Here is a 23,105-nt window from a genome sequence, read left to right as displayed (position 1 = left end):
TGGTGTCCGCGTGGGATCCGACGCCGCTCGGTGTGGCGTCACCGTGACCCCCGCTTGCACGGGTGACGTCGTTGCCGACGCCGTTCCCACCATCGCCATGGCGGCCGCTCGAGGGTTCATAAGGTGGCCGAGGGGCCCCGCTCAAGGTCGTCGGCGTGGTTGCCTGGGTTGTGGCCCGCGTCGTCGCCGATGTGGGCCGGGTTGGAGATGTCCGAGCCGACGCGTGTGAAGTCGTCGCCTCGTCCGCCGACGCTGGCCAGGACCCGCTGCTCCTGGTGAGCCGGGGTCTCGATTCGTGGGTTGTCCGCGCCCGTGGCGGGTTGGGCGGGCGCCTCCTTGGTTGCCTCCTCGGCACGCTGGAAGAGGCTGCCGTCCGAGTTGAAGAGGTCGCCTCTGGGGACCATGTACTTGCCGTTGAATGGGCTCTTTACCGTCCCCGGTGGGAAGGTGACCGTGTCCTTGGGCAGCTCGATTCTGCCGCCCGGGAGTTTGGTTGCCCCTTCCGGGATGGCGGCAGCCTTGGGCAGCTGGATCGTGCCGTCCGGCATCTCGACGGCGCCTTCGGGCAGGCTGTAGGCGCCCTCGGAGATCTTCGGGGTCTCGACGTGGCCGAGGCCCTTGAGGTGGGCCATCAGGTCGCCGACCTTCGACAGGCCTGCACCTGCGCCCTTGATGACGTAGGTCATCGGGTCGACGGCGCTGCCCACCTTGCTGACGACGGACAGGCCCTTGGCCAGCGCGCCGGCCTTGCCCGCGCCCTGCACGGCGGCACCGCCACCGCGGGTGAAGAGGGCGGTCACGATGTTGAAGGTGACCGCGCCGGCGGCTCGGGAGCCGTTCGTTTCCCACTGGTCCCAGGCCACAAGGGCCTTGCCGGTATCCAGCACCGCGGTACGCGAGTCCCGCAGCCAGGAGGGGAGCATCTTCCCCGGCGCCATCCAGTAGGCGACGTTCAAACCGGGCGTGGTGGTGATCGCCACTGCGGTGGAGAGCTTGGCCAGACCGGCCCATGCCTCGCCGGCGGCGTCCCCGCCGTGCCCGCCGAACAGGGTGTAAATGCCGTCGATGGTGCCCCCCACGCCGTCGACGATGAAGCCCTTGCCGAAGTCCCAGCCGTGCTCCCACACCTGCCACCAGGGAACGGATTCCTCGACCGCGTCGCCCCAGGGAAGGCTCTTGGACGCCTTGAGGGCTTCGGCGTCGTAGCCGTATCCCTTCTTGTGGGAGGCATCGATCGTGTGGAGCGCCTTGCCCCCTGGTACCAGCGCGACGATCTTGGCGTGGCAGTCGCGTTCGGCTTCCTGAAACGCGGCCCAGACCTCGGCGATCTTGTTGCGGCGATTGAGGTTCTCGTCGGTCAGGTCGCCGTCCTCGCTCCAGTCGTCTTCGGCGGCCTCGTTGTCGCGGAAATCGGCGGCTTCCTGCTTGAGCTGCTCCAGCCGGTGGATCAGTGGCCTGATCTCACGGGCGTAGGTGCTCAGAGCCCCGGCGATGACATGCATGTCGTCACTCAGGTCATGCGCCGTGTCCGCCACCGGCTTGGTGACGCCGAACAGCTGCTCCGCCTCAGGCGCCTTGTAGAAGGCAGCCAGTCCACCGAAGGACTTGTGGACATCCGAGCCAGCGGTTTGGACCTTGGAGCCGCCGCGGGACAGCGCCTTCGCCTTGGCTTCCAGAACGTCCAGATCACCGGTGAAGACCGGTACATCGGCCGGATCGACCGGTCCGCCGCTCACTTCTTCTTCCCCCCGAAGTCCTTGAGAGCATCCAGCCGCACCCTGTGGGCGGCGTTCTGGGCGTTCTTGGCCGCCTCCAGATCGCCCTGGACGTACTCATTGGTGGCTTTGGCAGCCCCCAGAACGGCGGCCTGGCAGCGGTCGGCCATTGCCGTCATGCGCGGCTTGCGCTTCGTCACGTACTCGGACAGGGCCGCGGCGACCGGCCCCGTCGCCGTCTGCGTGAACAGGGAGGTGGCCGCCGGTCCCAACGGCTTGTTCCTCGGTGCCCACGGCCCGGGCGACAGCGGCGTTCGAGCCTGCGTGCCCGGCACGGCCGTACCCGCTGCCTGAGCCGCCTCCTGTATGTCAGAGAGCAGTGTGCTGAGGACCTTCCCCAGATCTTCGGCATGCGTGCCGACGACCTTCAACTGGCCCTGCACTCCCTGCGGCTGAATGTCCCATGACGCCATGAACGCCCCCCTGCGTACATACTTCTTGCCCCGTCGCCGCGACCCGCGCGGCGACGCCCCCGTGGTCGGCAATCCGTCGGTGCGATCCGACGGATTGCCTTATCTGTCGATGCGCTGAGGCCAGCTCAGCCGATGTTGTCGACCGCGGCCTTCGCGCGTGCGCGAGCGGGCCGTAGTGGAGCCTGTGCGGCAGCACGCATCGGCAGCCGTCCACCCCAAGGAGCCTGCGATGCGGCGCCGCGAGATGGGGCCGACCGACGCGGCGCGTGCCGCACGTGCCCTGCGCCGTACGCTTCTGCCGTGACTTCGAGTGCTGCACACCAGCCCCGTCGACCTGGCACACGCGCCAGCTGGCGGGCCGGATGCAGGAAGCCCGGTCAGCCCTCTACCTATTGTGCGCCGATGACACCATCGATCTCGCCGATGCTCTCGCTTCGCGCACGGCTTCCTGGGCGGGCTTCCCTCCTCGGTCGGACAGCTCTGCCGTATCAGGGTTCCGGGCGCGATGTCCTGGCTCGCGCAGCGACCGCGCAGCGGCTCGGCCTGGACCCGAAAACGCAGTGGCGGGCGATCACCGACAGCAGGACCGCCTCGGCGATGCCTTCCACGAGGATGACGCGGCGCGCGAAGAGCTGGCCGGCTCGGGTGACGTCGAAGTACTGGTTGATTTTGCGCCGCTAGGCGTCAGAGAGCTCGATCTTGGCCAGTGGGAGTAATGGCAGTCGTAACCGCCGGAGAGCGTCCCCGCGTACTGGAACACCTCGTGCGGGCCGGCCAAATCCAGGGCCTGAAACCGTCGAAGACCACGAAGACGATGCGTCGTTGCTGCACGTCTTCAGCCTGCTGGCTCCGGGTGCGGGCGTCAACGACGTGCATCCCACGATTCGCGCCCTCGCCCGAGGGCCTGCGGCGTGCGCGGCGGCCAGCTGCTTGACGACTCGGCGGCATGGCACCGAACACCCCCTCGGTGAGGTGGTGGGTGGGGACCCTGACAGGGGACGGCCCGTTCACCGGTGCGGTGAACGGGCCGTGAAGTGGCGGGGCGGGGCGGCAGGGAGCACGCGGGAGACATCCGCGCGGTGGGCACCGGCGCCGACGCTGTTCCGGGTCTTCTCGCGCCGGAGCCCGGTGAGGGCCTGGTGGACCCCCTGCTCAGTCCGCGGTGCTGGTGACGGCGTTCAGATCGCGGGGCCAGTCCAGCTGGGTAGCGAGAGTGTCGTCGCCGGGGCGTTGTGGGGGCGGTCCTCCGCCGGTGCGGGACGGGGGGCGGGTGCCGCGGGAGATTTCTCCGCTGGCGGTGATGTTGTGCTCCACGCGGGGGCGGCGGCACGTCTCGTAGAGGGAGAGGGCGCTGTCCGGATCGGGGGTGTCCCGTAGGGACTTGGCGAGGATGACGGCGTCCTCCAGTGCCATCGAGGCCCCCTGTCCCGTCGCCGGTGAGGCGGCGTGCGCCGCATCGCCGATGATCAGTGTCCGGCCGGAGCGCCAGGGGGTTCCGGGCGGCAGCTCGGTGGCGTTGGTGGCCATGATGTCGTCGGTGGAGGCCGCGACGATGCCCGCGGCGGGGGTGGCGTCCTTGCCCAGCAGTGCGACGAGTTGCTCCCGCCAGTGGGACGGCGTGGGGTGTGCGAGTGCGTCGGCGGGGAGGGCGTCTCCGCCGACGCGGGCGAACCAGTACGCCTCCCCGTCCGGCGAGACCGCGTAGCCGAAGGCGGCGGAGCTGCCCCGCACCATGGTGATGTGGCCGGTGTCCTCCGCCACCGGCGCGCTGCGCGTGTAGCCGTAGTAGACGCTCTGCCCCGCGTAAACGGGCTCCACCCCGGGCGCGATCGACTGCCGGACGGTCGAGCGCAGACCGTCCGCGCCGACGAGCAGATCGCCCGTCGAGACGCTGCCGTCGGCGAATCGGGCGGTCACCTCGTCCGGGCCGTTCTCGACGGACACCAGCCGCGCACCGTGCGTCAGCCCGATTCCCCGGCGCACGGCCTCCGCCTGGAGAGCGGCGCTCAACTCGCCCCGGCGCAGGCACCGGTACCGCAGCAGCTCGTCGTCGGCTTCGCCCAGCGGCACCTGGGCCATTTCACCGCCCTGGGCGTCGAGCACCCGCATGGAGCGCAGCGGGAAACCGAGAGCCGTGACCACGTGCGAGGCATCGAGCTCCGCCAGCGCGCGCATCCCGTTGCTCGCCAGGGTCAGGAACGCCCCTATGTCCTCGGCCGTGTCGGGGTGCGCCTCGTGCACGGTGACGTCGAATCCCGCCTTGTGTAAGGCCAGCGCGGTCGCCGTACCGGCGATCCCGCCACCGATGACCAGAATGTGTGTCACGTGCCAGTCCGCTCTTTTGTGTCGGTCCCCTCGGGCGTCCGGATCCATGATGCACCCGGCCACAGCGCCCGGGTACGCGAAGAGGTCCGGCTGTGGACGACGGGCCTCTTCGGACCGCACGGCAATGCGGAGCCAGGGGCCGTGACGTCTCTCGGGCGTCATCTCCCCTGGCTGGTGCGGCGGATGAATTCGGCGGCTATTTCGACCCGCGAGGCGAGTGTCAGCTTTTTGAGAATGTGCGAGACATGGGTGCTGACGGTGCGTCGGGAGATGGACATCAGGGTGGCGATCTCGGGGTTGGAGCGGCCGCCCGCGACATGGCTTGCGACGAGGCGTTCGGTGTCGGTGAGCGCATCCCAGCCATGCCGGTGACCGCTGCGTGTGCCCCGTACACCGCGGTGTACGGCGACGGTACGCAAACGGGCGGCGGCGCGGGCCGCGTCCCAGTCGGCGCCCAGGCGCGTGTAGATCGCCAGCGCCTGATCGAGCACCACGCGGGCTTGTGCCTGCTGACGGCGGCCGGCCAGCAGCTCCGCCGCGTCGGTGCGGGCGTGTGCCTCGCTCAGGGGTCTGGGCGCCTCGTGGTAGCAGCGCGCGGCCTCCAGGAGCAGGTCCGGGTCCTGGTCGAGCAGCCCCTGGCAGCGGTAGGCGTCGGCGATGTGGTGCGGCACGGCGCTGTGGTCGGCCCGTGCCCGGGCAGCGGCGGTGAAGCGCCGGGCTTCCGCGGTGTCGCCCTGGGACAGCGTGAGCCGGACGAGATCCGGGGTCAGAAAGCCGAGGGTACGTCGGCTGGGCAGATGGCCGATGCCGTTGTCGAAGGCGTGCGCAAGCCGGCCGTAGGCCTGCTCGCAATCGCCGCGGGCCTCGTCGGCGAGGGCGCGGGCGCACAGCGGCAGATGCTCGTAGAACCAGGCGACCGTTCCGGTATCGGACGCCGCGTCCACGGCGGTCAGGTGCGCTGCGGCGTCACTCCGCTGTCCTCGGTGGACGGCGATCAGCGCCGCCACTGAGCGCAGGGCCCGGCTCATCGCGAAGTGCTCGCCCGGGTCGAGCCCGGCCTCGACTTCGGTGAGGGCGTCGTCCCAGCGGCCGGTGTTGAACGCGAGGAGCGCACTCGACAAGTGGTACCAGGGCAGAAACATCCCACCCGCGCGCTCCGTGGCCTCATGGACAGCGGCCAGCGTGCGTTGTGCCTCCGGCCCCCGGTCCAGCTCGGTATAGCCGCTGGCCAGGGTGAGCTCCAACCGGAAGCGCTCCGCGGGGTGGTAGGAGCGCGCGGCGAACCGGATGGCCTGGAGGGCCAGTTCCAGTGCTTCGGGCCCGGGAGCTTCGAGGAAGCGTGCGCCGGACAGCACATGCAGGGCATTGGCCAGCGTCGGGGCGTCGCCACGCGCTTCGCGGTGAGCCGCCTCTGCCGCCCTCTCGGCTTCCCGGAGCCTGCCCAGCGTCAACAGGCACATGGCGCTGACCGACCGGAACCGCGTCGCCTCGGTCGCCGGAACCCCCTCGCTGCCCTGTACGGCCTGGGCTTCGGCCAGCGCCAGATCCGGCCGGCCGCGGTAGAACGCCGCCTGCACGACGATCCAGCGCAGGGCCCACTCCCACTCGGCGGCACCCGGTTCGAGCAGCGCGCAGCGAGCGGTCTCCTCGGCAGCTGCCAGCTCCCCCAGCGTCAACTGGGCGAGGGCACGATGCCGTTGGAGACCTCCCCGGCGCGGATCCTCGGGCCCCGTCAGCGCCAGAGCCCTGTCGGTCAGCTGGATGACCAGGGCGGGGGCCCGGCTGGTGAGCGCGGCGGCTGATTCCATCAGCCAGGACGTCAGGAAGCCCCCGGTCTCGGGCGCCTCGGCGAGCAGATGCCCGGCGACTCGTTCGGGTGTCGCACCGGTACCGGCGAGGACCTGTGCCGCCCTGAAATGCAGCATGGCACGCGTCGAGCCCGGCAGGGCCTCGTACAGGGCGTGCCGTACGAGCGCATGGCGGAAGACCAGGTGGCTGCCGACCTCACACAGGATGCCTGCCCCCGCTGCCTCGCTGACGATGCTGAGCACCTCGTGTGCCGGTCTGTCCAGGACTGCCGCGAGGTCGGTCACCGTGCAGTCGGCTCCCAGCACCGCGGCGACACGGAGTGCTTGGAGGACGTCGTCACGCAGATGACGCCACCGACGCGTGATCAGTGTCTTCAGCGGCGGAACAGGATCCGCGGCCCCGTCGTGTACCTCGATCGCCTTCTCACGCAGCAAGGCAGCGGCCAGCTCTGTGAGGTACAGGCGGTTTCCCGCCGCGCCCTGAGCCATGGACCACAGCCGTGGACCGGGCGCACCGCCGCACTGCTCGGCCAACAGGGCTGATGCGGCGGACGGACTCAGCGGCGCCAACTCCAGCACGGTGTGCCGCCCGAGCGCCGCCCCGCGCACCAGGCGGTCGACCTCACACAGGTGGTCCGGCCGATAGGCCCCGACAAGGAGCAGCGGGAGCTGATGTACTGACCGCATCAACCGGCGTACCACCTCCAGGCTCGCCGGGTCGGCCAACTGAAGGTTGTCGAAGAAAAGCGCCAGGGGTTCACGGGCACACAGGTCTTCCACCAGCCCCAGCAGCGCTTCCATACCGGCGAAGTCCGCCTCGCCCCCACCGCCCAGCGCCCCCGGTATCCCGCGCCGTTCGTGTCCCTGCACGATCTCGGCGACCCGGGAGCGAAGACCATCGCTGGACGCCGCGTCCGCCCCCAGGCAGCCGGCGATCGCCGCAAAGGGCAGCTGCCGCTCCCTGTCCTGCGCCGCCCCGCTCAGCGCCCGCATCCCCAGCCGCCGCGCCGTCCCCATGCCCTCCTCCAGTACGGAGGTCTTGCCCAGACCGGCCTCCCCGACGATGAAGGCACTCTGCCCGGCGCCCGCCACAGCGGTCTCCACCAGCCTCCTCACTTCCGCCGTCTCGGCCTCACGACCCACAAGACCGCTGATACGGGCTTCCATGCTCACCCCTATGTGTCAGATATGTGTCGGGTATGCGTCGGGTCGTTGAGAAGAGCGCGGCACCACGTCCCGACGTCCGTGATCTGCGGGAAGACACCAGGAGGCAGCAGCGTCGTGACATGTCGCGGCCCGTGATGGAAGCGTCAGTGAACGGGTTAACGGCCCTCGCCGCGACAGATCTCAGCGGCGGGCTGCGCGGTCGTGACGGCCCGCCGCAACAGACGGCTGGGCCCTGCCATGAACACCGCTTGGAACGCACCGAATTCGCCCGCATAAACAGGCCGCCGGCTTTATGAACTGTCCGCTACGCCGGGCGGAAATGCCCGGGACGGCCCGCACGGCTTCTTCGACACACCAAAGCGGCTGCATTTGCGCCCCCCGCTTCTGGCCCATGGCAGTCTTGTACGCCATCAAGATCCCACGCAGCGGAGCTACCGGGCATCCCTCCACCGGTTGAACTCGACTAAGCCTCAGGTCGGAGAACTTGGTGCGACTTCTGACGGATGACCCCAGAACGCCGCGTCAACCCGAACGCCCGATGTCCTCAAGGCGCTGGGTCACGTCACGAGTTCGCTGCCGGATTCGCCTCCGGCGCCGGGAGGCCCGGGCTGATGAGGGCGAGTGTCGCGTCGAGGAGTGTGGCGGTGAGGGCGGGGAGTTGGTCGGGGGATTCGGACAGTAGGAAGAGCCAGGCGAAGACGGGGCCGACCAGTAGGGCGTTGAGGGTGGCCGGGTCGGGGCGGGTGGTGAGTTCGCCGCGTGCGGTGGCGCGGTCCAGGATCTCACTGGTCTGTCTGCGCGGGAAGATCCCAAACCGGCGCTGTTCGAAAGCCTCAGCAATCGACGCGCGTACGAACTCGGCAAGCGCATTGAGCAGTTGAGCGCTCGGCACAACGTTGCTTGGTGGCAGATGGAGGCAGGCGACTCCGCCGGAGCAGCGGTCGCGTTCGAAAAGCTGCTCCTCGATAAGGAAGGAGTGTTCGGAAGGAATGGCCTGAGCACTTTTGGCACTCGCTACGGCTTGGCCTGGGCGCTAGGGGAGAGTGGCGATCCGACCTCAGCCGTCAAGGCTTTCGAAGCACTGCTGGCCGACCGCATACAGGCGCTCACATACAAGACCCGCACGTTCTCTCCACGTCGCAGCGTCCGCGCGGCACAGAGAATCAGGGACGAGCAAAGGGCCGTTGATCTGGAGGCCAGCAGCGGAGCTACGGACGGCAGCGCCGGTGCGCTGCCTCAGCTCGAACCCCCTGTCCCGTCCGCACGGTACGGCCTGGCGTGGTGGCGGGGAAAGGCTGGTGATTCTTCCGGTGCAGTGGCCGACTTCGAAGAACTGCTGGCCGACCAGGTGCGGCTACTCGACACCTTCGATCCCCAAAGGCTTGCGACGCGCCACGCCCTGGCCCACTGGCGGGGCGAGGCCGGCGAACCTGGCCGGGCTGTGGCCCTGCTCACCGAACTGCTCGCCGACCAGACGGGCAGCCTGGGTCCCGAGCACCCGGACACCCTCAAGACTCGCCATTCCCTCGCCCAGAGTCGGGGGGAAGCCGGCGAACCTGGCCGGGCTGTGGCCCTGCTCACCGAACTGCTCGCCGACCGTACGAGCATCCTGGGCCCCGAACATCCCCATACGCGTGCCACGCGCGACGCGCTCGCCGACTGGCTGTCGGGGCCGGGGCCCTCCTGAAGCATCTTCCATGCGGCCGTTCCCGCACACGCGATCACCGGATCGTCGTCAGCGGATGGCGCGATCGGCAATCGGCGGTGGTAGCCGGCCCCACGAAGCGACTGATCCGGGGCCGGCCACTGACGTGGGCCCGGACGACGACCACATTGGCGAAGTTCAGGAACGGCCGAAGGCGGCAGTAGGGGTCTTGCCGTTCAGCGTCTGCTGGGCGCGGGTGGCAACCGTCTGGCTGAGGGCGGTGAGCGTGTCGAGATCGACGCTGCTCCCGTGCTCGTTCCTGGCGTAGACGCTGAAGATGACAGTCCCGCAGTGGACGACGCTCCGTGCCTCCCCTCTGTCCACGCCGTCGAGGATGCCGGGATAGGTCACGCTGAAGAAGGCTGACTGCTCGCAGTAGGAGGGCAACGATTCTTCCGTCACGCCGCTGGGTGGGTTGTTGGCCTCCTCCGCTTTCTGACCGAGGTATCCCTGAGCGGCGGCGTCATGGCTGGAGTACGTCACGACCTCGATGTGCACCTTGTCGAAACCGGCCGCGGCTCCCGGGTTGTACCACGCTGTCAGGTCCAGCAGCGAGCCTTTGCAGATGTAGTGGAGCGTCCCATCTTTCTCACTGCCCACACGGCCGTTGCGGCACGTGTCCTTCTGCGGTGAGCCGCTGGCGAAAGCCCAGCCGTCCGGCAGGCTCTTCGGGCCGGGAAGGATCTGCTCCGCCGCGGCCGCGTCACGCACTACCGGGACGGACGCGCCACCGGACGGCGCCGACGGGGCGGAGGACGCCGTGCGGGGACTTCGCGGAGAAGTACCGCTGGATACCCAGGGAGAGTCGTCGCCGGTAATCACCTGCGCCCCGCCGTATGCGGCCAGGGCCAGCAGCGCGAGCAGCAGCGCGGCAGCCGCGGTGAGGGATACGCGAGCGCTCCGGGTGTTGTTGATCGTCAGCGGGCCCAGTGAGATCTGACTCCGCCGCACCTTGCTGCCGGGGCCGATGACGACACTGTCCTTGTACGAGTGGCTGATCGTATAGGCGGGGGGAGCGGCCGGAGGCGGTCCGGCCAATGCTGCCGTCACGCGGCCCTGGAACTCGGGGTCGGCCGCGATGGCCTCGCGGATCGCCTCCTGGAGCCCCTGTGCCGCCGCCGGATCCGCTGGGTCAGCGTTCACCCTGGCCAGAGCGGCCCGGCCCGCATCCGAAGTGCCCAACCGCGCCCGTACCACGTCTCCTAACGCTCGGCCTGCCTCGGTCCCTGCCCCTGTCGCCATGGCGGTCAGTACCTGTACAGCCGATAACGCCAGGCTTCCCGGTGCGTCCATGCGCCCCCCTACGTGTCCGGGCCCTGAGACAACCACGCCAGCCGCCGGCTGCGCTAGATGTCCTGGGCAGCCGCGCCGGCCACGCGCGGACCTTGTGAGGTGGGCGCCGCCGTGGCTGGCCGGATCCAATGACGGCCGGCCGGGGGCGGTGCGGTCAGTCCGGCCTCTAGGCGAAGTCGGTGGCGGGCTCCGTGGCGTAACGGCTCATCACCTGGAGGTTCGCCTGGGGGGTCAGTGCCTTGCCGTCGGCGAACATCGCCTCCAGGTCCCGGAAGTACTGCACGTACAGGTCCGGCGTGAAGATGCTCAGCATGACGGCCGGCTGGTCGGTCACGTTGGCGAAGGTGTGCGGGGCCCCGGGCGGGACCAGCACGAACGTGCCCGCGGTCGCGTCGTAGTCGTCGTCGCCGACCGTGAACCGCACGGTGCCGGAGGTGATGTAGAAGCCCTCGTCGTGCTGGGCGTGGCGGTGCTGGGGCGGTCCGGGGGTATGCGGCGCGAGGACGGACTCGGCGAGGCCGAGGCGGTGTCCGGTGTTGCTGCCGTCCTCCAGGACCCGCATACGCGTGGTGCCCAGGAGGATCGTCTCGCCGTCGCCCGGACCGACCACCGATACGGCAGGGTCGGGCATCGCCGATACGGCGGGTTCGGGCATCGGCTCACTGGTCTTCGGTTTGTCAGTCATGCTCCGATTCCACCGCCGGGGCGACGCGACAGTCCAAGACCCATTCCATGAAGTCGATACCGAATGGGTATCGTCGCAGCATGGAGCTACGCACGCTGCGCTACTTCGTCGCTGTCGCCGAGGAACTCCACTTCGGCCGGGCCGCCGCCCGGCTGCACATGAGCCAGCCACCGCTGAGCCGGGCGATCAAGCAGCTGGAGACCGAGGTCGGCGCCGCGCTGTTCGACCGGTCGCCCGCCGGTGTCACGCTGACACCGGTGGGCGTGGTGCTGCTCGATGAGGCGCGCTCCCTGCTCGACCAGGCCGACCGGGTACGCGTACGTGTGGCCGCGGCGGCCGGCGCCGCGACCCTCACCGTCGGCATGCTGGGCGACAGCGCCGACCCGGGCGCGGCCCGACTGGCCGACGCCTACCGCCGGCTGCATCCGCGCGTGGAGGTCCGCATCCGCGAGGCCGACCTGACCGATCCCACCTGCGGGCTGCACGCCGGGCTGGTCGATGTCGCTCTCACTCGCGGCCCCTTTGACGAGACCGGCCTGACCGTGCGCGCGCTGCGCGCCGACCCGGTGGGAGCACTGCTGCGTGCCGACGACCCGCTGGCCCGCCACGGCAGCGTGAAGCTGGCCGACCTGGCTGATCGCCGCTGGTTCCGGTTTCCGGAGGGTACCGACCCCCGCTGGCAGTCGTACTGGAACGGCGGGGAACCCCGCGAGGGCCCGGTGGTGCGCGCCGTCCAGGAATGTCAGCAAGCCGTGCTCTGGAACGGCACGGTCGGCATCACCCTCCTGAGCCACGAGCCGGCCGCGGGGCTCACCGTCGTGCCGCTGACCGACATGCCGCCGAGCCGCGTGGTCGCGGCATGGAACGAGGGCGACACGAATCCACTGATCCGCTCGTTCGTCCAGACCGCGATCGCCGCCTACCGCCGCTGAGATCCTCACCGCCGGTACGGAACGGGCCCTTGCCGCTGAAGTGGTGTGCCTCGTCCAGCTCTTCGGCGAGGTGCCGGTGGAGCCGATTCAGCCGGATCCACCGGTCACCACGATGCGCATGCTCAACTCGCCGTGACGGGGCGTGTGTTGGTGTCGTGCGTCGGCATCCGCGTCACCACGGCACCTCTCCCGCGTCGTCGAAGAAGCTGCCGGTCGGGCCGTCGTCGGGGAGGGTCGCGAGGTGGAGGGCGATCGCGGCGCCCTGTTCCGGGGTGCGGAAGCCGCGGAAGCCGTTGAGGTCGGTCGCGCAGTAGCCGGGGCAGGCGGCGTTGATCAGGATGTTGGTGTCGCTGAGCTCCTTGGCGTACTGGACGGTGACGGCGTTGAGGAACGTCTTCGACGGCGCGTACGCGCCGGAGATCGGGCCCGTTTCGGTGCCGGGAGTGGTCTGGCGGGTGAGGGAGCCGACGCCGCTGGACATGTTCACGATCCGTGGCGACGGCGAGCGGCGCAGCAGCGGCAGCATCGTGTTGGTGACGCGGATGACGCCGATCACGTTGGTCTCGACGGCCGCCCGCACCGTCGCCACGTCGACCGTGGTGGGCATCTGCGGCGCCTCGCCGGTGATCCCGGCGTTGTTGACGAGTACGTCGAGACGTCCGGCGCCGTCCTCGATCAGCCGGGCCGCGTCGGCCACGCTCGCGTCGTCGGTCACATCGAGCGGCACCCCGAACGCGTCGACGCCGGCCGCCCGCAGCTTCGCCACGGCGGTTTCGCGCCGCTCCTCGTCCCGGGCGCCGACCCCGACCCGCCAGCCGAGGGCGCCCAGGCCGGCCGCGATCTCGTATCCGATTCCCTTGTTCGCGCCGGTGACCAGCGCGATGGTCTGTTCGCTCATGCGACTGATCATGTCCGGGCCGCGCGGGAGTCGGCCAACACCGTTTGGGTGGGCAGCGATACCGCGTGGGTATCGATCCAGGTGGCGGCAGTACCATATCGGCGTGGAGACAAGGGAGTTGCGGTACTTCGTCGCCGTCGCCGAGGAGCTGCACTTCGGCAGGGCCGCGCAGCGGCTCGGGATCGCGCAGCCCCCGCTGTCGCGGGCGATCGGCCAGCTGGAACGTCGCCTCGGAGCGGTGCTGCTGGAACGCACCAGCCGTGCGGTCACCCTGACGGAGGCCGGTGCGGTGCTCCTGCGGGAGGCCCGGGCGGCACTCGACGCGGTCGAGGCCGCCGAACGCCGTACCCGCCGCGCCGCGCTCGCCGCCACCGGCCGACCGGGCGTGGTCCTCGCCACGAAGGCCGGCGCGTCCAGCGATCTGCTGGCGAATCTGCTGGCCGCCTACGCCGCCGAACCCGATGCGGTCACCGTCGATCTGGTCCTGTGCGGCATCGGCGAGCAGGAACGCATGCTGCGCGACGGGCGGGCCGATGTGGCGCTGCTGCACCTGCCGTTCGACGCCACGGCCGGCTTCGACACCGAAGAGCTCCGCACGGAGGGCCAGGTGGTGATTCTGCCGGCCGGGCATCCCCTCACCGCCCGGACCCATGTGCACACGGCCGAGGTCACCGCGCTGCCCGGCCTGCCGCTGCCGCGCTGGCCCGGCCGCGACGGTACCTACCCGGACGGCCCCGGCCCGCAGGCCCGGGACCATGCGCAGTTGTTCCAGCTGATCGCGCTCGGCCGCACCTGCTGGATCGCGCCCGAGTCGTGCCGGACCCAACTACGTGAGGATCTCGCCGCCGTACCGGTCGTGGATGCGCCGATGGTCACGACGGTGATCGCCTGGCCGCCGCACAGCCGGTCCCGGGCCGTCGCGGGCCTCGTCCGGGCGGCGACGCCCCCTTCGCACGTCACGGTTGTGTAATACGGCGATTCGGGCATCAACGTGCCTGGCGCTGACGGCATCTCATCTCCCAGCAACGACATGAGGAGTTGAAGATGCAGCACAAGCGCTTACGTCTGATCGCCGTGCCGGTCGCGGCTGTCGCCCTGCCCCTGACTGTCGCCGCCGGCTTCCCGGCCCATGCGGCCGGCGCGGCGCCGTCCGCCAAGACCGCCGCGACGACGGCCCCGTGCCTGGCCGATGCCACCACGCTGCTCGGCGATCTCGACGGCGACGGTCACCGGGACAAGATCAGCAACCCCGGCCACACCGGTACCAAGATGACGATCCAGTGGGGGGCCGCGAACGGTTCGTTCGGCCCCAAGCAGGCCGTCAGCGCCCTGCTCGGCGCGAAGAAGGGGGAGGTCACGACCGCCGCGGTCGCCGACTTCCAGCGGGACGGCACACTGGACATGGTCGTCAACCTCGTCACGCCCGCCGACGGGGACGACCCCTCGACGGCGCGCGTCGCGGACTACCGCCCCGGCCCGCTCAAGCGGACGAATCTGAGCTCCGCCAAGTCCCGGCACCTCGACATCGGCGACCACGGCGAGGCGCAGCAGCTGCGGATCGCCAACTACGGCGGCGACGCGTACCCGGACCTTGCGATCCGCAACAACGCCGGTGACGGGACGCTGGACCGGGACGTGCGCCTGACGAATCCGCGCAGTGGTCCGGGGAATTACGACTACGACCTTCAGGTGAAGTACGGCGAGTTCGGGACCACCTCGGAGCCGCCGGCCATGCCCGTCGACGGCTGGAAGCACTTCTACAAGCCCTGCTCCTGACCACAACCGGGGGCGCGGGCGGTCTTCTGGACACCGCTGACCGCAGCGCTGGCCGCTGACCGCGCCCAGCCGCTCTCCTCGATCACGAGGGGAGCGGCTCCCTTTTCACGTGCCTACGGGGCTACCGTTCCCCTCCCCCTGCGGTCCGCCCGTGAGGTAGCGGGTGACCATCGCGACCAGCTCGTTCTCCAGACGGGTGGGGTCCAGAGGGTCGGGCGCCGCGATGAGTTGGTGGACGAGCAGTTCGACCGTGGAGACGACGAGCCGGGCGGCGATATACACGTCCGCCACCCGGCTCTCCGGATGGTTCTCGATCAGCTCTCGGACATAGGCGGTCCGCGCCACGTGGTACCGGGACGTCTTCTCCAGCAACTCCGGCGAACGGGGTGCCTGTTCCATCATCACGCGGAGGAGCTGCGGGTCGTCCAGGTGGTTCGCGATCGAGAGGCGCACATAGTCCCGGATGACTTCTTCGAGGGGGCGGGGCGGCCCCTCGAACCGCTGGTGCGCGGTGGCGGCCATGCCCGCGTCCAGATGCCGGGTCAGCAGCTCCACCAGGATCGCGTCCTTGTTCGGGTAGTACTGGTACAGCGAGCCGATGGAGATCTGCGCCCGCTCGGCGATCCGGTTGGTGGTCCCGGCGGCATAGCCGTACTCCGCGAAAACGTGAGCAGCGGCCGCGAGGATCCGCTGCCGGGTGAGCTCGGCACGGGCCTGACGGGGCTGTTTACGTGGCCGGAGTCCGCCGCGTCCCGACGTCATGGCATCTCCTTCACAGCGCTGCGAATGCGAGTAGCGCGAGACCTGAGTAATTGCTCACAATAGTGCCATGACCTGCGGCGGAGCGGTACGTCGTACTGCGCTGCGCGGTCGCCTGCCCGTCCTTGCGATCCGGAAGGAGCCCCCGTGACGCAGACCAGCACCCGCCCCCGTCGGGTCTCGCCCGCCGATGTCCGTGCCCGGCTCGGCGAGCCCGAGGAGATGGTCAAAGCCAAGATCCTCGACCGTATCGACGAGCACTTCCACCGCTTCATCGCCCACTCGCCCTTCCTGACCATGGCCACGGCGGACGCGGCGGGCCGCGCCGACTGCTCGCCCCGCGGTGACTACCCGGGGTTCGTGAAAGTCCTGGACGCGCACACGCTCGCCATCCCCGACCGGCCCGGCAACAAGATCGCCGACTCCTTCCGCAACCTCGCCGAGAACGACGGGATAGGGCTGGTCTTCCTGATCCCCGGGCTGCCCGAGATGCTTCGCGTCAACGGCCGCGCCTACCCCACCGACGAGCCCGACGTACTCGCCCGGATGCGGACCGAGGCGCGCGAACCGGAGCTCGCGCTCGTCGTGGACGTCGCCCAGGTGTACTTCCACTGCGGGCGCGCGCTCCTCCGCTCCCGGCTGTGGGACCCCGCGAGCCAGGCCCTCGCCGACGAGATCCCGTCGCCCGGCGAGATGGTCACGGCCCAGGCCGGTCTCGACATCGCCCCGGCCGTCCTCAACGACGCCCTCGAAGAGGCATACCGCAAGCTCTACTGACCGCAAGGCCCCTGCCCGGCCCAGGACTTCCCCCTTCTCCCCTTCCCAGAGGGCTTCCCCTAGGACCTGCCATGCAGCAAACCGTCGTCGACCGTATCGACCCGATCGCCGAAGACACCGTCGCCCTCCTCCTGCGCGGCGCGAACGGGCCGCTCGCGCCCTGGGAGCCCGGAGCCCATATAGACCTGGCGCTGCCGAACTGGCTCACCCGGCAGTACTCGCTGTGCGGGGACCCGGCCGACCGGGAGTCCTACCGCGTCGCCGTACGCCACGAACGCCTCAGCCGGGGCGGCTCGGAGTATGTCCACCGGTTCCTGCACCGGGGCCGCACCCTCGACGTGTCTCTGCCCCGCAACCACTTCCCGCTCGTCCCCGCACCCGCATACCTCTTCCTCGCGGGCGGTATCGGCATCACCGCGGTCCTGCCGATGCTGCGCGCGGCGGCCGCGGCGGGCGTCCCCGCCTCCCTCGTGTACGTCGGGCGCTCGGCCGCGGCCATGCCGTTCGCCGACGAACTGCGGGCCTCGTACGGCGAGCGGGTCCAGCTCGTCGCCACCCGGGAACAGGGCAGGCCGGACCTCGCGGCCCTGGCGGCGGACCTGGCCCCCGGCACGCTGGTCTACTGCTGCGGCCCCGCCTCGATGCTCGCCGCCGCGGAGGCCGCGTTCCCGGCCGAACGGCTGCACGCGGAACGGTTCCGCCCGGCGCCCAGGACGTTCGGCCCCGACACGGAGTTCGAGGCAGTGTGCGCGCGGTCGGCGCGTACGGTCCGGGTGCCGGCCGACGAGACGCTGCTCGACGCCCTGGCCCACGCCGGGCACCCCCTCCCGTCAGGATGCCGCGAAGGCGTCTGCGGAAGCTGTGAACTCACCGTCCTCGACGGCGAGCCCGAGCACCGCGACGACATCGGCGCCCGAAAGGGCCGGATGTACGCCTGCGTCTCCCGCGCGCTGACCCCGCGCCTCGTCCTGGACCTCTGACGGGGCACACGGTTGTGTGCGGACCGTGATGCCGGGGTCCGCCGGTGATCCCGACTGAGTGCATCGCGACGCCGTGAAGGCCGCTGCACATCCGCGGGTGGTACCACGGGCGTACGACGTTCTCACAGGTTCCTTGCAGCCTGCGAGCCTCTTCCGACACGGAGCGTTCCTGACCCGGGCTCTTGGGGGGTTGCACGATGGCCGAGCGCCGCTCGGGGCACCGGCTGGCCGCACTCGACGGGCTGCGGCTGCTGGCGGCGCTGATGGTGGTCTTCTACCACTACGTCGCCCTCGCCCGGCCGTGGGGCCAGGCCACGGACACGATTTTCCCGACCGCACACCAGGTGGCCCAGTACGGGTGGCTCGGGGTGGAGGTCTTCTTCCTGATCAGTGGCTTCGTCATCTGCCGGAGTGTGTGGGGCCGCACGGTGGGTGAGTTCGCCGTCTCCCGGCTCGCGCGGCTGTTCCCCGCCTATTGGGCCGGGATCCTGCTCACCGTGGTGGTCGTGAAGGCGTGGCCGGAGGTCGCCTCGCTGCGCGGCTGGGACACCGTGATCACCAACCTGACCATGCTTCAGGGCGGGAACGACACCCCCGACGTCGACCCGGTGTACTGGACGCTCTTCGTGGAGCTCAAGTTCTACCTGATCATGGTGGTGGTCATGCTCTTCGGCGTCACCTACCGCAACTGCCTGATCCTGTGCGGGGTGTGGACCGCGGCCGCGGCCCTCGCGCCGGTCCTGAAGACGCCCTTGATCACCGCGTTCGCGATGCCGCAGTACGCGCCGTTCTTCATCGCGGGCATCGCCTTCTCCCTCATGTGCCGTCACCGGCCCAACGCGGTCCTATGGGCGATCGTGATCCTGCAACTGCTGCTGTCCCAGCGCTATATCGACGACCGCCTGGCCGTCAACCTCGGCGCGGCCGCTGCGAACGCCCTGCCCACCTGGCCGGCCCGCCTCCTCATCGTGGCCGCCTTCGCCGTCATCGGTGCGATCGCGCTCGGCGCCTGCGACCGGATCCAAGGGAGGTGGCTCACCACGGCGGGAGCGCTCACCTACCCGCTCTACCTCGTCCACCTGAACATCGGCATGACCCTCATCCACCACTTCCGGGGCCGCGTCCCCGCCCCGGCCCTGGTGGCCTCGGTGACCGCGCTCATGCTGGCCCTCGCCTGGCTCGTCCACCGCCTCGTCGAACGCCCCCTCGGAAGGTGGCTCCGCACCACCATGCGCCGGGGCCTCGACGATGTCCGCCGGCACGTCCCACCGCACCGCGGACCCGGCCGCCGCTCCGCGCCTCATCCGCTCACGGTGTCCGACACGGTGCAGAACGAGCGGACGACGCCGACCACCCGCACCTTCGAGTCGGCGGGGCGGCCGTCCCGGTCGTGATCGCGCGTGGCCGCCGCATGCCCACTTGCCCGGTCGGCCGCCGCCGGGGGAGCGCCCCCCCGCAGCGGCCGAGCCCCTCCGGCCCGTCCCCGGCAACTACTTCATCGACTAGTTCATCGACCGTCCGAAGAACTCCAGCGCGGAGATGGCTACTTGCTTGTCGTCCCCGACGCCGTATGCGGAGCGCAGCACCAGTCGTACGGTCATCGCGTTCCGTACCGCCACATCGACCCTCTGGACCCCGCCGTCATTGATCCGGGCGTGCGAGACGTGCCGCTTGCCCGCGGAGTCGGTCACGATCAGATCGAACTCGTGCGGACGGGCCGGGTCGGCGGCCTGCGGGGTGCGTGCCGAGGCGCCGGGAGTGATCAGGATGTTGAGGAGGTCGGTGGGCTGGCCGAAGGCGGCCTCCAGGTACTGGCCGTTCGAGTTGCCCATGTAGCCGGTGCCCCACCAGGTGTTGGAGTAGCCGTCGAACGCGAGCTTCACGTCGTGGCCGGGGCCGGAGTGCGAGGCCTTCCAGAGGGCGGCGGGCACCGGAACGCGCCTGGCGAAGCGGTCCTGCACGGCCTGCGCGGCCGGCGGACCGCCGATGATCCCCCCGACCACGACGGCCGCGACGACCGCCGCCACCACTGCCCGGGCGATCCACTTGGCGCGGCCGCGGTCCAGGCGCGGCCGCTCCCCGGCGTACGGGCCTTCGGCGGTCTCGCGCGTGGTCTCGACGAGGGGGAGGGCGCAGCTCCGGCAGAAGTGCCGGCCCGGCGTGTTGAGTATTCCGCAGCTCCGGCACGGTGCGCCGTTCTCGGGCTGGGGGGCCGCCTCCGGGGTGCGGACCCGGGGCCGGGACGCGTCGGGACGGCCCGGCAGGACGCTGCCGGGCGCCTCGGGAGGCGGGGTGGCGGTGGCGCCCGGTACGGGGACGAGGAGGGCGCGGATTCCGGTTTCGGAGATGCCGCGCTCGCCGCCCGCGTGGGGGGCGGCCTGACCGGGCCGGTTTTCCCCGCTGCTCTGGCCGGACTGACCGGTGTGGCCGTCCGCGCCCGACCCGGACCCGCCCGTGGGCTGGTGGTGCGGGGCGGTGGACGGGAGCGGGGCGGTCGGTTCGCCGCTGGCGTCCGGCTTCGGGGCGGCGGCCGGGGCGGGAGGGGCAGCGGGGGGTGCCGTGGGAGGCGTGGCGCCGGCGGACCGGCCGGTGTGGTCCGGGGTGCCGGTGCCGGATTGCGGGGCGTTCGTGGCGGGGGTTCCGGGCGCGGGCGGGGCCGCGGGGGCCGTACGCCCCTGATCAGCCGTGGGCGCCGGCCGGTCCCAGCGGAGGAAGGCTCCGCAGGAGTCGCAGAAGGACTGGTCCGTCTGGGGTGCGGGGGAGCCGCAGTCGGGGCAGGTGGTGTGGGCGCTCGGCATGGTCAGGTTCCTTCAGGGGTGGGCAGATGGGTCACCTCGGCCGCGAAGGGGAGGTGTGCGGGACAGGCCGCTGCGACGACGGCGTGCAGACGGTGCGGGTCGACGGCGGCGGGGTCGCGGACCCGCAGGGTCACCCGCAGACCGGGGTACGCCGAGCCAGGGAAGGCGCCGAGAGGACGCGCGGACCAGGTCGCGCCGCCGCTCTCGAGGATCTGCGGGCGTACTCCGAAGGCCAGCTCGACGGCGTCCGACAGGCCGCGCCGGGTGCCGCGTACACGGTGCAGCGAGACGGCCGTGGCCACCGCGCGGCGGCGGGTGGCCAGCGGTTCCGTGCCGTCGAGTTCGGTGCCGACCCAGGTGGTCAGCCAGTCGACGAAGTCCTCGGGGGCGAGTGCGGGCGTGAAGTAGCTCTCCAGGCAGTCCAGGACGTTGAAGAGGGGGGCCAGGATGACATCGAGGCCCTCGACGAAGCGCTGGGCGAAGTCGTCGTCGGCGTAGACCGCGGGGAGTTGTTCGCCCAGTGGATGCGGGGAGGTCATCCCCGCCGAGGTGCCCCTCATCGGGCCTCGATCACGCGGACGCGGTGGTCGAAGGGGAACAGGAGCGCGGAGCGGGCGAGTTCGATGCGGTCGGTGGCGTCGCCGCGGCGGCCGGTGAGCGGGTCGGCGGGGTGCAGCAGGACCTCGTCGACGAGTTCCACACCCGGGACGCGCTGAAGGGCCGCGAAGATCTCCCCGGCGCGCAGCGGGCGGCCGAAGGGCCAGCCGTCGCCGTGGGCGCCACCGGTCAGCGGGTCGAGGTAGGCGTAGAGCGCGTCCAGGGCCTCGGCGCGGACGCGGTCGGCCCGCGCCGCCCGGAAGGAGTGCAGCGTGGCGACGACCGTGACGCCCTGGTAGAAGGGCGGGCCGACCGCGAGGCGGGTGCCCACCGGGCGGCGCTCGTCGAGGAACTGGGTGACCCGGCCCAGGAGTTCCTCACCGGGCACCAGCTGTTCGAAGCGGAGCCGGCCGCCGCGGTCGGGGACGGCCTGCGGGACGACCAGGACCCGGACGGCGTTCTCGCCGGTCCGGCCGGTCCGGCCGGCCTCGGGGCCCGACGTGCTCGCGGCCGTGGCGGGCTCGGCCGGATCGACCGCGAGGCAGGCGATCCGGGCGGCCTCGGGGGCCGCGCGCCGCGCCAGTTCCTCGTAGTCGCGCGCCGTCACGGCCCGTTCCTGCGCGCGCAGCGTGATCGGCGCGCGGACCTTCGCCTCCTGCACCGTCTCGCCGTCGACCCCGCCGCGCGCCGCCTCCCGGTTCTCCACCCGCGCCACGTACGGGATGGAGCTGCGCAGCGCCTGGATCGCCCCGCGCGCCACGTTGCCCGTCCGGCCGCCGCCGGTGCGGTAGGACGGGACCCGGATCACCGAGCCCTTGACCGGGACCCCCCCGAACTGCCTTATGGAACCGTCCGGTTGACGTACCGAAGGGCCGAAGGCGATCTCGCCGGTGGCCTCCTCCAGGGTGATGTGCCGGTCGTGCGGGCCGGAGGCCGCGAAGTCGGTGACGACCTGCCATTCCTGCCAGCCGTCGCCGTCCGAGATCTCCAGGCGTAGTGGCGGGCGGTCGGCGACGACGGGAGCGTGTGCCAGCCGCATCCGCTGGCCGGGCACGCCCGTGGACTCGCCGAGCAGCTCGTCCTGCACCACGACGGCGTGTGCCGCCGCCGTCGTGCCCCCGATGGTGAACGCGGAGGCGGACCGTACGGTCGGTGAGGCGCTGTAGAATGGCTGGCCGGGCGCGGCTTCGACGACCCGGCAGCGCAGCCACGCGGCATCCGTCCGGCCGACGCGGGAGCCGGTGTGCCCGGCCGGGATGTGCAGCACGACCTCGCCGGGCCGGTTGAGGCCGCCGGTGGAGTCCTCCGCGACCTCGCACTCCGCCCATCCATCGGCGGTCCACGCCTCCCAGACCAGCGGCGGCTGACGCGGGTCGACGCCGACGCCGTCCACCCGGCTGTCCAGCTGCAACACGGCCGCGCACCGCGGCACCGCCGCCGACAGCCCGAACAGCAGGGTGTCGCCCGGCTGCGGGGCGGCCGAGAAGACGGACACATCGTTGCCGCCGAAGATGTCCTGGCCACAGTCCTCGGGGGTGGTGCCCACCTCCTGCCGCAGTACGGCGTCCAGTTCGCAGGGCACGACGGTCAGATCGTCCTCGGTCGCGAAGACCACCGCCTCCTCGGTCTCGGTGCGGCCGGTGGCCACCTCCGTCCCGGCGGGCAGTACGACCGGCTCGGGCTGCGGGGCGGAGAGCCAGAAGGTGACGTCGGCGCGGGCGGCGGAGGGCGGGAAGAGGGTGACGCCCAGCAGGTCGAGGAAGGCCAGATGGTTCTTCTCCGGCACCCGGTTGAGGCGGTAGACGATCTGGTCGGCCATATGGGCGACGGCCTCGATGAGGGTCACGCCCGGGTCCGAGACATTGTGGTCGGTCCACTCGGGGCAGCGCTGCTGGATATAGCGCTTGGCGTCGTCGACGAACTGCTGAAAGCGGCGGTCGTCGAGATGGGGTGCGGGCAGGGCCATCAGGCTTCGCTTTCGGTGGACGGCGATTCCGTGGACGGGATCACATAGAAGGGGAAGACGAGGCTGCGCGGGTTGTTGGTGCCGCGCACGCTGTAGCGCACGTCGATGAACAGCACGGACGGCTCGTCGGGCGCCGGGCTCACGTCGACATCCTGGACCTCGATGCGCGGCTCCCAGCGGTCGAGCGAGTACCGCACCTCGTAGCGGATGCGGCCGGCCGTCGCCTCGTTGACCGGCGCGAAGACCATGTCATGCACGGCACAGCCGAACTCCGGCCGCATCGGCCGCTCGCCGGGCGCGGTGGCGAGGACGAGCCGGATGGACTCCTCGATCTCCCGCTCCCGGCGGGCCAGTGCGATACCGCCGCCCGCGTCGGTACGCAGCGGGAAGGCCCAGCCCGCACCGACGAACTGTTCACTCATGTCCGGTGCCCCCCTTGAGACGCATGTCC

21 protein-coding genes are annotated in these 23,105 nt (G+C 70.9%); 7 read left to right on the top strand and 14 right to left on the bottom strand.

The annotated features are described in order from the left end of the window. Positions 1 to 116: 116 nt before the first annotated feature. The 6 genes from QT196_RS07060 to QT196_RS07040 all read right to left on the bottom strand — a co-directional run bounded on the left by QT196_RS07060 (position 117) and on the right by QT196_RS07040 (position 8,380). On the bottom strand, positions 117 to 1,736 hold the full coding sequence (locus QT196_RS07060; RefSeq protein WP_290354574.1) for a hypothetical protein: 1,620 nt from the start codon (positions 1,734 to 1,736) through the stop codon (positions 117 to 119). Continuing rightward, positions 1,733 to 2,188 (bottom strand): DUF6507 family protein, encoded by a 456-nt coding sequence (locus QT196_RS07055; RefSeq protein ID WP_290354573.1) that lies wholly within the window; start codon positions 2,186 to 2,188, stop codon positions 1,733 to 1,735. Before QT196_RS07055 ends, QT196_RS07060 begins: the two co-directional genes overlap by 4 nt. Before the next feature lie 488 nt (positions 2,189 to 2,676). Next, the gene (locus tag QT196_RS39340; RefSeq protein ID WP_356948499.1) at positions 2,677 to 2,856 is read right to left on the bottom strand and encodes a TOPRIM nucleotidyl transferase/hydrolase domain-containing protein; all 180 of its coding nucleotides are present in this window, start codon (positions 2,854 to 2,856) and stop codon (positions 2,677 to 2,679) included. 484 nt (positions 2,857 to 3,340) lie between these two features. Beyond that, entirely contained in the window at positions 3,341 to 4,513 is a 1,173-nt protein-coding gene (locus tag QT196_RS07050; RefSeq protein WP_290354572.1) for an NAD(P)/FAD-dependent oxidoreductase, read from the bottom strand. Between the two features lie 158 nt (positions 4,514 to 4,671). Then, the gene (locus QT196_RS07045; protein WP_290354571.1) at positions 4,672 to 7,488 is read right to left on the bottom strand and encodes an AAA family ATPase; all 2,817 of its coding nucleotides are present in this window, start codon (positions 7,486 to 7,488) and stop codon (positions 4,672 to 4,674) included. A gap of 562 nt (positions 7,489 to 8,050) precedes the next feature. After that, the gene (locus QT196_RS07040) at positions 8,051 to 8,380 is read right to left on the bottom strand and encodes a TetR/AcrR family transcriptional regulator C-terminal ligand-binding domain-containing protein (RefSeq protein WP_266736233.1); all 330 of its coding nucleotides are present in this window, start codon (positions 8,378 to 8,380) and stop codon (positions 8,051 to 8,053) included. 18 nt (positions 8,381 to 8,398) lie between these two features. Between QT196_RS07040 and QT196_RS07035 the strand changes: the two genes are divergently transcribed. Continuing rightward, positions 8,399 to 9,175: a tetratricopeptide repeat protein gene (locus QT196_RS07035; protein ID WP_290354570.1), complete on the top strand. Its 777-nt coding sequence runs from the start codon at positions 8,399 to 8,401 to the stop codon at positions 9,173 to 9,175. Positions 9,176 to 9,331: 156 nt separating this feature from the next. Here the strand turns inward: QT196_RS07035 and QT196_RS07030 are convergent, their stop codons facing one another. After that, positions 9,332 to 10,336: a hypothetical protein gene (locus QT196_RS07030; RefSeq protein ID WP_290354568.1), complete on the bottom strand. Its 1,005-nt coding sequence runs from the start codon at positions 10,334 to 10,336 to the stop codon at positions 9,332 to 9,334. A 316-nt stretch (positions 10,337 to 10,652) separates the two neighbouring features. Further along, positions 10,653 to 11,117 (bottom strand): cupin domain-containing protein, encoded by a 465-nt coding sequence (locus QT196_RS07025; protein ID WP_248001582.1) that lies wholly within the window; start codon positions 11,115 to 11,117, stop codon positions 10,653 to 10,655. 134 nt (positions 11,118 to 11,251) lie between these two features. Here QT196_RS07025 and QT196_RS07020 point away from each other — a divergent pair, with 134 nt between their 5' ends. Further along, complete coding sequence (locus tag QT196_RS07020) at positions 11,252 to 12,103, top strand: LysR substrate-binding domain-containing protein (protein WP_168478121.1); 852 nt, start codon at positions 11,252 to 11,254, stop codon at positions 12,101 to 12,103. 172 nt (positions 12,104 to 12,275) lie between these two features. Here QT196_RS07020 and QT196_RS07015 read toward each other — a convergent pair whose 3' ends face one another. After that, positions 12,276 to 13,001, bottom strand: coding sequence for an SDR family oxidoreductase (locus QT196_RS07015; RefSeq protein ID WP_168478120.1), 726 nt, complete (start codon positions 12,999 to 13,001; stop codon positions 12,276 to 12,278). A 103-nt stretch (positions 13,002 to 13,104) separates the two neighbouring features. On the opposite strand from QT196_RS07015, the gene QT196_RS07010 reads away from it, so the two are divergent. Together QT196_RS07010 and QT196_RS07005 are read left to right on the top strand one after the other, a co-directional pair. Next, a complete protein-coding gene (locus QT196_RS07010; RefSeq protein ID WP_168478119.1) occupies positions 13,105 to 13,971 on the top strand; it encodes a LysR family transcriptional regulator in 867 nt (288 codons plus the stop codon). A gap of 74 nt (positions 13,972 to 14,045) precedes the next feature. Continuing rightward, on the top strand, positions 14,046 to 14,777 hold the full coding sequence (locus QT196_RS07005; protein WP_168478118.1) for a VCBS repeat-containing protein: 732 nt from the start codon (positions 14,046 to 14,048) through the stop codon (positions 14,775 to 14,777). 105 nt (positions 14,778 to 14,882) lie between these two features. Here QT196_RS07005 and QT196_RS07000 read toward each other — a convergent pair whose 3' ends face one another. Continuing rightward, a complete protein-coding gene (locus QT196_RS07000) occupies positions 14,883 to 15,539 on the bottom strand; it encodes a TetR/AcrR family transcriptional regulator (RefSeq protein WP_168478117.1) in 657 nt (218 codons plus the stop codon). A 144-nt stretch (positions 15,540 to 15,683) separates the two neighbouring features. On the opposite strand from QT196_RS07000, the gene QT196_RS06995 reads away from it, so the two are divergent. The 3 genes from QT196_RS06995 to QT196_RS06985 all read left to right on the top strand — a co-directional run bounded on the left by QT196_RS06995 (position 15,684) and on the right by QT196_RS06985 (position 18,687). Further along, positions 15,684 to 16,313 (top strand): MSMEG_1061 family FMN-dependent PPOX-type flavoprotein, encoded by a 630-nt coding sequence (locus QT196_RS06995; RefSeq protein WP_290354565.1) that lies wholly within the window; start codon positions 15,684 to 15,686, stop codon positions 16,311 to 16,313. Between the two features lie 71 nt (positions 16,314 to 16,384). Further along, a complete protein-coding gene (locus tag QT196_RS06990; RefSeq protein ID WP_168478115.1) occupies positions 16,385 to 17,293 on the top strand; it encodes a PDR/VanB family oxidoreductase in 909 nt (302 codons plus the stop codon). A 197-nt stretch (positions 17,294 to 17,490) separates the two neighbouring features. Then, complete coding sequence (locus QT196_RS06985; RefSeq protein WP_290354564.1) at positions 17,491 to 18,687, top strand: acyltransferase; 1,197 nt, start codon at positions 17,491 to 17,493, stop codon at positions 18,685 to 18,687. A 108-nt stretch (positions 18,688 to 18,795) separates the two neighbouring features. Here QT196_RS06985 and QT196_RS06980 read toward each other — a convergent pair whose 3' ends face one another. Genes QT196_RS06980 through QT196_RS06965 form a run of 4 tightly spaced genes read right to left on the bottom strand, consistent with a single transcriptional unit; the run spans position 18,796 to position 23,076 of the window. After that, positions 18,796 to 20,091 carry a hypothetical protein gene (locus QT196_RS06980; protein WP_290354563.1) on the bottom strand — a complete coding sequence of 432 codons (1,296 nt, stop codon included), beginning with the start codon at positions 20,089 to 20,091 and terminating at the stop codon, positions 18,796 to 18,798. Positions 20,092 to 20,093: 2 nt separating this feature from the next. Next, positions 20,094 to 20,651 (bottom strand): phage tail protein, encoded by a 558-nt coding sequence (locus QT196_RS06975; RefSeq protein WP_168478112.1) that lies wholly within the window; start codon positions 20,649 to 20,651, stop codon positions 20,094 to 20,096. Then, positions 20,648 to 22,654: a putative baseplate assembly protein gene (locus tag QT196_RS06970; protein ID WP_266736254.1), complete on the bottom strand. Its 2,007-nt coding sequence runs from the start codon at positions 22,652 to 22,654 to the stop codon at positions 20,648 to 20,650. The genes QT196_RS06975 and QT196_RS06970 overlap by 4 nt, the downstream gene beginning before the upstream one ends. Beyond that, positions 22,654 to 23,076 carry a GPW/gp25 family protein gene (locus QT196_RS06965; protein WP_168478111.1) on the bottom strand — a complete coding sequence of 141 codons (423 nt, stop codon included), beginning with the start codon at positions 23,074 to 23,076 and terminating at the stop codon, positions 22,654 to 22,656. Before QT196_RS06965 ends, QT196_RS06970 begins: the two co-directional genes overlap by 1 nt. Positions 23,077 to 23,105: the final 29 nt, after the last annotated feature.

The sequence above is a fragment of the Streptomyces sp. P9-2B-2 genome (assembly GCF_030406865.1).
Lineage (GTDB): Bacteria > Actinomycetota > Actinomycetes > Streptomycetales > Streptomycetaceae > Streptomyces > Streptomyces platensis.
Note: the sequence above shows the minus strand (reverse complement) of the source record. Positions and strands in the feature narration are given on the sequence as shown.

Coding starts and splice junctions, on each gene's coding strand:
- QT196_RS07015 (WP_168478120.1), bottom strand. CDS start 13,001: ATGAGCGAACAGACCATCGCGCTGGTCACCGGCGCGAACAAGGGAATC.
- QT196_RS07000 (WP_168478117.1), bottom strand. CDS start 15,539: ATGACGTCGGGACGCGGCGGACTCCGGCCACGTAAACAGCCCCGTCAG.
- QT196_RS07020 (WP_168478121.1), top strand. CDS start 11,252: ATGGAGCTACGCACGCTGCGCTACTTCGTCGCTGTCGCCGAGGAACTC.
- QT196_RS06990 (WP_168478115.1), top strand. CDS start 16,385: ATGCAGCAAACCGTCGTCGACCGTATCGACCCGATCGCCGAAGACACC.
- QT196_RS06965 (WP_168478111.1), bottom strand. CDS start 23,076: ATGAGTGAACAGTTCGTCGGTGCGGGCTGGGCCTTCCCGCTGCGTACC.
- QT196_RS06980 (WP_290354563.1), bottom strand. CDS start 20,091: ATGCCGAGCGCCCACACCACCTGCCCCGACTGCGGCTCCCCCGCACCC.
- QT196_RS07045 (WP_290354571.1), bottom strand. CDS start 7,488: ATGGAAGCCCGTATCAGCGGTCTTGTGGGTCGTGAGGCCGAGACGGCG.
- QT196_RS07055 (WP_290354573.1), bottom strand. CDS start 2,188: ATGGCGTCATGGGACATTCAGCCGCAGGGAGTGCAGGGCCAGTTGAAG.
- QT196_RS06975 (WP_168478112.1), bottom strand. CDS start 20,651: ATGAGGGGCACCTCGGCGGGGATGACCTCCCCGCATCCACTGGGCGAA.
- QT196_RS07035 (WP_290354570.1), top strand. CDS start 8,399: ATGGAGGCAGGCGACTCCGCCGGAGCAGCGGTCGCGTTCGAAAAGCTG.
- QT196_RS06970 (WP_266736254.1), bottom strand. CDS start 22,654: ATGGCCCTGCCCGCACCCCATCTCGACGACCGCCGCTTTCAGCAGTTC.
- QT196_RS06985 (WP_290354564.1), top strand. CDS start 17,491: ATGGCCGAGCGCCGCTCGGGGCACCGGCTGGCCGCACTCGACGGGCTG.
- QT196_RS07025 (WP_248001582.1), bottom strand. CDS start 11,117: ATGCCCGACCCTGCCGTATCGGTGGTCGGTCCGGGCGACGGCGAGACG.
- QT196_RS07005 (WP_168478118.1), top strand. CDS start 14,046: ATGCAGCACAAGCGCTTACGTCTGATCGCCGTGCCGGTCGCGGCTGTC.